This is a genomic window from Pseudomonas sp. MT92 (genome assembly GCF_058792515.1).
Map to the genome: position 1 here is coordinate 154,591 of NZ_JBXAFA010000012.1, position 10,376 is coordinate 164,966.

A 10,376-nucleotide genomic window follows, 5' to 3' on the forward strand; every position below is an offset into this window, starting at 1 on the left:
AAGCGCGGTTTAGCGCGGTACGACCGGCTTGCGAGCCGGTTTCGGCCCTTTGCCTTTGGCCGCATCCTTGCGCTCCTTGGCCGCCTGCTGGTTACGGGCGAATGCCGCAGCCTTGGCTTGTTCACGCTTGTCCCACGGGTTACCGCCGTCGCTGGCGCGTGGTGGCAGGCCGGTGTGCTGGGTCAGGATCTTGGTCGTTTCCTTGGCCACTTTATGGCTGCCGGCCGGCGTCGAATTCTTGCGACGGGCGCTCTGGTAGCTGTCGGTGGACGGCTGGTGCAACGGGATCAACTGGTTCTTGCCCGGCCCGATCAGGTCGCTGCGGCCCATGCGGATCAATGCTTCACGCAGCATCGGCCAGCCTTTCGGGTCGTGATAACGCAAGAACGCCTTGTGCAGACGGCGCTGCTCCTCGCTCTTGACGATGGTCACCGCGTCACTCTTGTAGGTGACCTTGCGCAGCGGGTTCTTGCCCGAGTGGTACATCGCGGTGGCGGTGGCCATCGGCGAGGGGTAGAACGCCTGCACCTGGTCGGCACGGAAACCGTTGCCCTTGAGCCACAGGGCCAGGTTCATCATGTCTTCGTCAGTGGTGCCTGGGTGGGCAGCGATGAAGTACGGAATCAGGTACTGCTCTTTGCCGGCTTCCTTGGAGTACTTCTCGAACATGCGCTTGAACTTGTCATAGCTGCCAATGCCCGGTTTCATCATCTGGTTGAGCGGACCTTCCTCGGTGTGTTCCGGGGCGATCTTCAGGTAACCGCCAACGTGGTGGGTCACCAGCTCTTTGACGTATTCCGGCGACTCGACCGCGAGGTCGTAACGCAAGCCGGAAGCGATCAGGATCTTCTTCACACCCGGCAAGGCACGGGCACTGCGATACAGCTGAATCAGCGACGAGTGATCGGTGTTCAGGTTCGGGCAGATACCCGGGAACACGCACGACGGCTTGCGGCACGCGGATTCGATTTCCGGCGTTTTGCAAGCGATGCGGTACATGTTCGCGGTCGGGCCGCCGAGGTCGGAGATGACGCCGGTAAAACCTGGAACCTTGTCGCGAATTTCTTCGATTTCGCGAATGATCGACTCTTCGGAACGGTTCTGGATGATCCGGCCTTCGTGCTCGGTGATCGAGCAGAAGGTGCAGCCACCGAAGCAGCCACGCATGATGTTCACCGAGAAGCGGATCATCTCGTAGGCCGGGATTTTCTCCTTGCCATACGCCGGGTGCGGAATGCGCTGATAAGGCATGCCGAACACGTAGTCCATTTCTTCGGTGGTCATCGGAATCGGTGGCGGGTTGAACCAGACGTCGACTTCACCGTGTTTCTGGACCAGTGCGCGGGCGTTGCCCGGGTTGGTTTCCAGGTGCAGCACGCGGTTGGCGTGAGCGTAAAGCACCGCGTCGTTACGGACCTTTTCCACCGACGGCAGACGAATCACGGTCTTGTCGCGGGTCATCTTGGGGCTGGCCAGGATCTGCACGACCTTGGCTTCCTGCGGATCCTCAACCGGACCTTTTTCCTGCTCGATGGCGCAGGCCTGAGTGTCCTGGGTGTTGACGTACGGGTTGATGATCTTGTCGACCTTGCCCGGACGGTCAATGCGCGTGGAGTCGACTTCGTACCAGTCTTTCGGCGTGTCGCGACGGATGAACGCGGTGCCGCGCACTTCGGTGATGTCTTCGATCTTGTGACCGTAGGACAGGCGCTGGGCGACTTCGACAATGGCACGCTCGGCGTTGCCGTAGAGCAGGATGTCGGCGCTGGCGTCGATCAGGATCGAGTTGCGAACGCGGTCCTGCCAGTAATCGTAGTGAGCGATGCGGCGCAGGGACGCTTCGATACCGCCAAGCACGATGGGCACGTGCTTGTAGGCTTCCTTGCAGCGCTGGCTGTAAACCAGGCTCGCGCGGTCCGGCCGCTTGCCCGCCAGGCCACCCGGTGTGTAAGCGTCATCGGAACGGATTTTCTTGTCGGCGGTGTAGCGGTTGATCATCGAGTCCATGTTGCCGGCCGCGACACCGAAAAACAGGTTCGGCTCGCCGAGCTTCATGAAGTCGTCTTTGGACTGCCAGTTTGGCTGGGCAATGATCCCGACGCGGAAGCCCTGGGACTCCAGCAGCCGGCCGATGATCGCCATGCCGAACGACGGGTGATCGACATAGGCATCACCGGTGACGATGATGATGTCGCAGGAATCCCAGCCAAGCTGATCCATCTCCTCCCTGCTCATCGGCAGGAATGGCGCAGGCCCGAAACATTCGGCCCAGTACTTGGGATAGTCAAATAACGGCTTGGCTGCTTGCATGTCGATAACCGGTGTTGGCTTTCATTGAATTTCGGGGGCGCGGAATATAGCACAAATTTTGACCAATTCCGACGGCTATGGTCGGAAATTGCGGCGCGTCTAGCGCTGGCAAGCCAGCTCCCACCGGGATCGCATCAGCCCTGTGGGAGCTGGCTTGCCAGCGATGGGGCCCTTCAAGACGCTGAATTACTCGTCGTCATCGAAGTTATAGCTACCCGGTGCCAGGTTCTCGAACCGGGTGTACTTGCCGATGAATGCCAGGCGGATAAAGCCGATCGGCCCGTTCCGCTGCTTGCCGATGATGATTTCGGCGATGCCTTTGTGCTCGGTTTCCGGGTGGTACACCTCGTCGCGATACACGAACATGATGACGTCGGCGTCCTGCTCGATCGCTCCGGATTCCCGCAAGTCGGAGTTCACCGGGCGCTTGTTCGGCCGCTGTTCCAGGGAACGGTTGAGCTGGGACAACGCCACCACCGGGCAGTTGAATTCCTTGGCCAGCGCCTTCAGGGACCGGGAGATCTCGGAAATCTCGTTGGTCCGGTTGTCGCCGCTGGAACCGGGGATCTGCATCAGTTGCAGGTAGTCGATCATGATCAGGCCGACATCACCGTGCTCACGCACCAGACGCCGGGTCCGGGCGCGCATTTCCGACGGGCTGATGCCGGCGGTATCGTCGATAAACAGCTTGCGGTCGTTGAGCAGGTTGACCGCCGAGGTCAGGCGCGGCCAATCGTCGTCTTCCAGCTGGCCGGAACGGACCTTGGTCTGGTCGATGCGTCCCAGGGACGACAACATACGCATGATCAGCGATTCACCTGGCATCTCCAGCGAGTAAACCAGAACCGCTTTCTCGCTGCGCAGCACGGCATTTTCCACCAGGTTCATCGCAAAGGTGGTTTTACCCATGGATGGACGGCCGGCAACGATGATCAGGTCGGCCGGTTGCAGACCGCTGGTTTTCTCGTCGAGGTCGGTGTAGCCGGTGGACAGGCCGGTGATGGCGTTGTCAGTGTTGAACAGGGTGTCGATGCGGTCGATGGCCTTGGTCAGCAGGTCATTCACGCCCACCGGGCCACCGGTTTTCGGCCGGGCCTCGGCAATCTGGAAGATCTGCCGCTCGGCTTCGTCGAGAATCTCGGCGGCGGTACGGCCCTCCGGGTTGAACGCGCTGTCGGCGATTTCGGTGCTGATGCCGATCAACTGGCGCAAGGTGGCCCGCTCACGAACGATCTGCGCATAGGCCTTGATGTTGGCGACGGACGGCGTGTTTTTCGCCAGTTCGCCAAGATACCCAAGGCCGCCGACTTGCGAAGTCTGACCTTCCTTGTCCAATTGCTCGGCCAGGGTCACGACGTCGATCGGCGAGTTCTGATCGGCCAGTTTGGCGATCGCACGGAAGATCAGGCGGTGGTCATGTCGATAGAAATCACCGTCGGAGACTTGATCGAGGACGCGTTCCCAGGCGTTGTTGTCCAGCATCAGACCACCGAGTACAGCCTGTTCGGCTTCGATGGAATGCGGCGGCACTTTCAGCGCGGCGGTTTGCAGATCGTATTGCTCGGGAGCGGAAATTTCGTTCATGGCCACTTGGTATTTTTTGGAGAAGCAGGGGTTAAAAAACGGAACTGCCAGAAAGACAAAGGGCACGACCTGTAAACAGGATCGTGCCCGATGTTACCGGCAAGCACCCGAGGGTGCCAGCCGACAAGTGCTGCTTAAGCTGCTACCACGACAACGCGTACGGTGGCTTCAACTTCGGCGTGCAGGTGCACGGCTACGTCGAATTCACCTACGTTGCGGATGGTGCCGTTCGGCAGACGAACTTCGCTTTTTGCCACTTCAACGCCAGAGGCGGTCAGTGCATCAGCGATGTCGTGAGTACCGATCGAACCGAACAGCTTGCCTTCGTCACCAGCGGTGGCAGTGATAGTCACTTCCAGCTCAGCCAGTTGGGCAGCGCGGCTTTCAGCCGATGCTTTACGGTCTGCTGCAGCTTTTTCCAGCTCAGCGCGACGCTCTTCGAACGCAGCCAGGTTGGCTGGGGTCGCAGCGGTAGCTTTGCCGTAAGGCAGCAGGTAGTTACGACCGTAACCAGCCTTAACGTTCACTTTGTCACCCAGGTTGCCCAGGTTGGTGACTTTTTCCAGAAGGATCAGTTGCATGTGAAAATCCTCTTAACTTTTAACCTTCACCGTTCGCGTTATCGGCGTCTTTCGGCGCCAGACGACCGCGAAAATCAATCAGGCTGTCGACGATGGCCAGGACCACCAGCAACGGATAGATCAGCTGCATGAACAGCAACAGCGTGACGTACAACCCCACCAGCCAGAATCTGGCCAGTCGCTTTTGCGCCACCAGCCCGTGAATCAGGGCCAGCCCGGCGAAAACCAGCGGTACGCTGCACAACGGCACGAGCATGGACATCTGGACACCGAAGTTCGGTGTCACAACCATGCCGGCCAGCAGCAACATCGCGGGACCCAGCGGGATTCGAATGGCGCGAAACTCGCGACCGAAACCACCCGGGTTGTACAACAACGCCTGCCAGTAGCGCCCGACAATCAGGCTCAGCACACTGACGATTTGCAACAACGCCGCAATCAGGCCAGTCAGGATTGGTGCAATCAGGGACGCGAAACGCGCTTGCTCGTCTACCGACATCTTCTGGTAGACCTCACCGAGTAGCGACGGCATGACTTTTATCAAAGCCTGCGCCAGCATCTCGATCTGAGGACCAAAAGCCGTCCCCAGCACCACTGAAAACACCACTCCCATCGCTATGCTGACCAGCAGCACGCGGTTCCAGGACTCGCTTGCGCGCAAAACCAACGCAAGGCTCGCAGACCCCAGCAGCACCAGAAGTGCACGTGGATCGTCGAATTTCAGCCACCAGATCAACGCCGGCAGCAGCCCCAGAGCAAGAACGCCCAAGGCGTCCCTCAATCCGCGCCGCAGGAGCACAAGGCATCCGGCGGCAGCACCCAACCAATACAACAACGGCAATGCCGCGCATCCGGCCACTACCAGAGTGGCCTGCATACGGCCCCGCATGATGAACTCAGCTAAGGCACGCATACATTCAATCCTTTGCTACGTGTCGACTGCCCGGTCTCAGCGGCCGTGGCTGTCGGTGTAGGCCAGCAGGGCCAGGAAGCGGGCGCGCTTGATAGCGGTGGCCAGCTGACGCTGATAACGAGCTTTGGTACCGGTGATGCGGCTTGGAACGATTTTGCCGGTCTCGGATACATAAGCTTTCAGAGTGTTGAGATCTTTGTAATCGATCTCTTTCACGTCTTCAGCGGTGAAGCGGCAGAATTTACGACGACGGAAGAAACGTGCCATGTAATTGGCTCCTCAAAAGGTCCGTGGATTACTCGTCAGCGTTATCGCTGTTGTCGCTGTCATCACCATCAACGCCTTCAGCGTCGGAGTGCTCAGGACGGTCGCGACGCTCACGGCGCTCACTGCGGTTTTCTTCAGCCTTGAGCATCTCGGATTGGCCGGTAACGGCTTCTTCGCGACGGATGACCAGGTTACGGATCACTGCATCGTTGTAGCGGAAGTTGTCTTCCAGCTCGGCCAGGGCCTTGCCAGTGCACTCAACGTTCAGCATCACGTAGTGAGCCTTGTGAACATTGTTGATTGCGTAGGCCAGTTGACGACGGCCCCAATCTTCCAGACGGTGGATTTTGCCGCCGTCTTCTTCGATCAGCTTGGTGTAACGCTCAACCATGCCGCCGACTTGCTCGCTTTGATCCGGGTGGACCAAAAAGATGATTTCGTAATGACGCATGAATGCTCCTTACGGGTTGTAGCCTGCCGCTCAAAAGCGGTCAGACAAGGAGTGAATGACACTTATGGACTTGTGGACGCTAGACACATGCGTGCCTGCCATCGCAGCAAGGGGCGCAATTGTAGAGAAGGGGCGAGAGAGGCGCAAGGTAATTGGTGATTATTTGAACAGCTCGTTTGCCCGCCATTTTTTGACTGGCCAGAAACCATTGTGGGAGCGAGCTTGCTCACGATGAGGACGTAACATTCAACATTGATGCCGAATGTTACACCGCTATCGCTAGCAGGCTCGCTCCCACAGGGATTGCAGCCGGATCAGGCCTTCTTGGCGGCAGCCGCAGCCTTGACGCGGCGCTGACGCTGCGCCTCGAACAGACATACGCCCGTCGCCACGGAAACGTTGAGGCTGCTGACGCTACCGGCCATCGGCAAATTGACCAGGTAGTCACAATGCTCGCGGGTCAGGCGGCGCATGCCTTTGCCTTCGGCCCCCATGATCAGGATGGTGGGGCCGGTCAGGTCCTGGTCATACAGACTGACTTCGGCCTCCCCCGCCGTACCGACAACCCACAAGCCACGCTGCTGGAGTTTCTCCAGGGAGCGCGCCAGGTTAGTCACGGCGACCAGCGGAATCACTTCCGCAGCACCGCAGGCGATTTTTCGCACAACCGGCGTCAGGGTCGCCGACTTGTCCTTCGGAACAATCACCGCCAGCGCGCCCGCCGCATCGGCGGAACGCAGGCAGGCACCCAGGTTGTGCGGATCGGTTACACCGTCGAGCACCAACAGCAACGGCGCACCTTCGGTACGGTCGAGCAGTTCGTCGAGCATCGCTTCGCCCCAGACCTGGCTCGGGCTCACGTCCGCGACTACACCCTGATGCACACCTTCGACCCAGGCGTCCATTTCACGGCGCTCAGCCTGGCCGACCTGGACACGATTCTCGTTGGCCAGTTCGATCAACGTCTGTACGCGCGGATCACTGCGACCTTCGGCCAGCCAGATCTGCTTGACGCGTTTCGGGTGATGACGCAGCAATGCTTCTACAGCATGCACGCCGTAGATTTTTTCCAACTGACTCATGGCTTGGCCTTAGGTTTACGCGCCCCGCCACTTTTGGCTGGGGCCGAGCCCGCTTTTGGCGGGCCTTTACGATGTTTGCTCGGTTTGGCAGGCTTGCCGCCGACGGCCTTTTCAGGCGTCGACCTTCCGGTCTTTCCCGCAGACGCCGCTTTACCGCCGCTTTTCGCATCGGCCAGCAAGGCCTGCTTCATTTCACGGCTTTTGCGTACTTCGGCGTTTTTCGCCGCCGCATCGCTTGGGCGGTAGGCTTCTACAACCTTTTCTCTGGCAGGACGACGACCGGTTTTCTCCGGCACCGGCTCTGCGGCTGTTTTTGCAGCAGATGCCGCTGGCGCCGCAGTTTCAGTACCGCGTTTTTTACGACCGATTGGCGCGCTGAGGGTTTTTTCGGCCATTTCGAAGTCGATCTTGCGTTCGTCGAGATCGACGCGCATGACCCGCACTTCAACAGTGTCGCCCAAACGGAAGCTGCGACCGGTACGCTCACCGGCCAGGCGGTGATGCACAGGGTCGAAGTGGTAGTAATCGCCCGGCAATGCGGTGACGTGCACCAGGCCTTCGACGTAGATATCGGTCAGTTCGACGAACAGACCAAAGCCGGTTACGGCGGTGATCACACCCGGGAACGATTCGCCCACGCGGTCTTTCATGAACTCGCACTTGAGCCAGTTCACCACGTCGCGGGTCGCTTCGTCGGCACGGCGCTCGCTCATCGAGCACTGCTCGCCGAGTTGCTCCAGGGCCGCTTCGTCGTACGGATAGATACGCGCCTTCGGAATGGTCATCGCACCAGCACGGCGAACGTGCGGGGTGTCCCGCTTCGAATGGATGACGCTGCGGATTGCCCGGTGAGTCAGCAAGTCCGGGTAGCGGCGGATCGGCGAGGTGAAGTGGGTGTATGCCTCGTAATTCAGACCGAAGTGGCCCTGGTTATCAGCGCTATACACCGCCTGGCTCAACGAACGCAGCATGACGGTCTGGATCAGGTGGAAATCCGGACGATCCTTGATACCAGCCAGCAGTGCCTGGTAATCCTTCGGCGACGGGCCGTCCTTGCCTTTGTGCAGGGACAGGCCGAGCTCACCCAGGAAGGCGCGCAGTTTTTCCAGGCGCTCCGGTGGCGGACCATCGTGGACGCGATACAGCGCCGGGATTTCGTGTTTTTTCAGGAATTCGGCAGTGGCCACGTTGGCCGCCAGCATGCATTCCTCGATCAGCTTGTGGGCATCGTTGCGCACGGTCGGGCGAATTTCCGCGATCTTGCGCTCGGAGCCGAAGATGATCCGGGTTTCCTGGGTTTCAAAATCGATCGCGCCACGCACATGACGCGCCGCCAGCAACACCTTGTACAGCGAGTACAGCTGCTTGAGGTGCGGCACGACATCGGTGTACTCGCCACGCAGCTTCCGCGCTTCGGTGGCTTTCGGCGTTTCGAGCATGGCGCTGACTTTGTTGTAAGTCAGGCGTGCATGGGAGTGGATCACCGCTTCGTAGAAGCAGTAGTCGGTCATTTCGCCGGTTTTGGAGATGGTCATCTCGCAAACCATGGCCAGACGATCGACCTGCGGGTTCAGCGAGCACAGACCGTTGGACAGCTGCTCAGGCAGCATCGGGATCACGCGCTCGGGGAAGTACACCGAGTTGCCGCGCACCTGGGCTTCAGCGTCCAGCGCCGAACCGAGCTTCACGTAGCTGGAGACGTCGGCAATCGCCACGTACAACTTCCAGCCACCCGAGAACAGACGCAACTTGCCCTTACGGGCTTCGCAATAGACCGCGTCATCGAAGTCACGGGCATCTTCGCCGTCGATGGTGACGAACGGCAGATGACGCAGATCGATGCGCTTCTCTTTGTCTTTCTCTTCGACTTCGGGCTTGAGCTTGGCCGCTTCCTTGAGCACCGCCTCAGGCCAGACGTGAGGAATGTCGTAAGTGCGCAGGGCGACGTCGATTTCCATGCCCGGCGCCATGTAGTTACCCACGACTTCAACCACATCGCCCTGAGGCTGGAAGCGTGGCGTCGGCCAGTGAGTGATCTTCACTTCGACGAACTGACCGATCTGGGCGTTGGCATTGCGACCCGGCGTCACCAGCACTTCTTGCTGGATCTTCGGATTGTCGGCAACCACGAAACCGATACCGCCCTCTTCGAAATAGCGACCGACGATGCTCTCGTGAGCACGCGAGACCACTTCGACGATCATGCCTTCGCGGCGACCGCGACGGTCGAGGCCGGAAACCCGCGCCAGGGCGCGGTCGCCATCGAACACCAGACGCATTTGCGCCGGGCTCATGAACAGGTCGTCACTGCCATCGTCCGGGACCAGGAAACCGAAGCCGTCACGGTGACCGCTGATGCGGCCCAGGATCAGGTCGAGCTTGTCTACCGGTGCATAAGTGCCACGACGGGTATAGATGAGTTGAGCATCGCGCTCCATGGCGCGCAGGCGGCGGCGCAGGGCTTCGATCTGGTCCTCTGTGGTCAGACCAAACTCTTCGACCAACTGCTCGCGGTTAGCAGGCGAACCTCGATCAGCAAGGTGCTGAAGGATCAGTTCGCGGCTAGGAATAGGGTTTTCATATTTTTCCGCTTCACGAGCGGCCTCGGGATCGAGGGACTGCCAATCGGCCATTAGAGAGTTTTCACCTTGTCTATATACGGGTTAGTTTGGCATAGGCGTAATGAAACGGGAAATTTCAAGCTATGACGGCCCTTCTAAAGCCTTTTATCGACGTCACAAAGCTGATTTGAAGACCGCTGGTGAAATTTTTCAGGTTTTTTTGATGTCAGGGGTTTACAGTTAAAAAGACGCTCCGTATAGTGCGCGCCATCGACGACAGACAACGTTGCCGATACTGCCCAGATGGTGAAATTGGTAGACACGCCAGCTTCAGGTGCTGGTGGCCTTACGGCCGTGGAAGTTCGAGTCTTCTTCTGGGCACCAATTTCGAGCTTGAGATTAGTTCAATTTCAAGACTCACACAAAAACCCGCGAAAGCGGGTTTTTGCATTTCAGGCCGTTGATTTATTTATTTTAAATCAGGGGTTTACAGATCAAATTGCGCTCCGTATAGTGCGCCACATCAACAGCGGCAACGCTGAAGATAAATGCCCAGATGGTGAAATTGGTAGACACGCCAGCTTCAGGTGCTGGTGGCCTTACGGCCGTGGAAGTTCGAGTCTTCTT

The 10,376-nt window shown here is 59.0% G+C and carries 8 protein-coding genes and 1 tRNA gene; 1 reads left to right on the plus strand and 8 read right to left on the minus strand.

The annotated features are described in order from the left end of the window. Positions 1-9 precede the first annotated feature (9 nt). From AC1Q6D_RS22180 to rnr, 8 genes are all read right to left on the minus strand, one after another. The gene (locus tag AC1Q6D_RS22180; protein WP_103403318.1) at positions 10-2,310 is read right to left on the minus strand and encodes a YgiQ family radical SAM protein; all 2,301 of its coding nucleotides are present in this window, start codon (positions 2,308-2,310) and stop codon (positions 10-12) included. Positions 2,311-2,496: 186 nt separating this feature from the next. After that, positions 2,497-3,894, minus strand: coding sequence for a replicative DNA helicase (gene dnaB / locus AC1Q6D_RS22185; RefSeq protein ID WP_047536783.1), 1,398 nt, complete (start codon positions 3,892-3,894; stop codon positions 2,497-2,499). A 134-nt stretch (positions 3,895-4,028) separates the two neighbouring features. Further along, a complete protein-coding gene (gene rplI / locus AC1Q6D_RS22190) occupies positions 4,029-4,475 on the minus strand; it encodes a 50S ribosomal protein L9 (protein ID WP_007939577.1) in 447 nt (148 codons plus the stop codon). Between the two features lie 19 nt (positions 4,476-4,494). Then, entirely contained in the window at positions 4,495-5,388 is an 894-nt protein-coding gene (locus tag AC1Q6D_RS22195) for a YybS family protein (RefSeq protein ID WP_047536780.1), read from the minus strand. 36 nt (positions 5,389-5,424) lie between these two features. Further along, a complete protein-coding gene (gene rpsR / locus AC1Q6D_RS22200) occupies positions 5,425-5,655 on the minus strand; it encodes a 30S ribosomal protein S18 (protein ID WP_002551829.1) in 231 nt (76 codons plus the stop codon). A 28-nt stretch (positions 5,656-5,683) separates the two neighbouring features. Next, complete coding sequence (rpsF, locus tag AC1Q6D_RS22205; RefSeq protein ID WP_008035342.1) at positions 5,684-6,106, minus strand: 30S ribosomal protein S6; 423 nt, start codon at positions 6,104-6,106, stop codon at positions 5,684-5,686. Between the two features lie 314 nt (positions 6,107-6,420). Continuing rightward, a complete protein-coding gene (rlmB, locus tag AC1Q6D_RS22210) occupies positions 6,421-7,188 on the minus strand; it encodes a 23S rRNA (guanosine(2251)-2'-O)-methyltransferase RlmB (protein WP_103403319.1) in 768 nt (255 codons plus the stop codon). Beyond that, on the minus strand, positions 7,185-9,821 hold the full coding sequence (rnr, locus tag AC1Q6D_RS22215) for a ribonuclease R (protein ID WP_103403320.1): 2,637 nt from the start codon (positions 9,819-9,821) through the stop codon (positions 7,185-7,187). The genes rlmB and rnr overlap by 4 nt, the downstream gene beginning before the upstream one ends. Before the next feature lie 225 nt (positions 9,822-10,046). Here rnr and AC1Q6D_RS22220 point away from each other — a divergent pair. Next, positions 10,047-10,133 (plus strand) — tRNA-Leu (locus AC1Q6D_RS22220). Positions 10,134-10,376: the final 243 nt, after the last annotated feature.

Coding starts and splice junctions, on each gene's coding strand:
- rplI (WP_007939577.1), bottom strand. CDS start 4,475: ATGCAACTGATCCTTCTGGAAAAAGTCACCAACCTGGGCAACCTGGGT.
- rlmB (WP_103403319.1), bottom strand. CDS start 7,188: ATGAGTCAGTTGGAAAAAATCTACGGCGTGCATGCTGTAGAAGCATTG.
- rnr (WP_103403320.1), bottom strand. CDS start 9,821: ATGGCCGATTGGCAGTCCCTCGATCCCGAGGCCGCTCGTGAAGCGGAA.
- rpsF (WP_008035342.1), bottom strand. CDS start 6,106: ATGCGTCATTACGAAATCATCTTTTTGGTCCACCCGGATCAAAGCGAG.
- rpsR (WP_002551829.1), bottom strand. CDS start 5,655: ATGGCACGTTTCTTCCGTCGTCGTAAATTCTGCCGCTTCACCGCTGAA.
- dnaB (WP_047536783.1), bottom strand. CDS start 3,894: ATGAACGAAATTTCCGCTCCCGAGCAATACGATCTGCAAACCGCCGCG.
- AC1Q6D_RS22180 (WP_103403318.1), bottom strand. CDS start 2,310: ATGCAAGCAGCCAAGCCGTTATTTGACTATCCCAAGTACTGGGCCGAA.
- AC1Q6D_RS22195 (WP_047536780.1), bottom strand. CDS start 5,388: ATGCGTGCCTTAGCTGAGTTCATCATGCGGGGCCGTATGCAGGCCACT.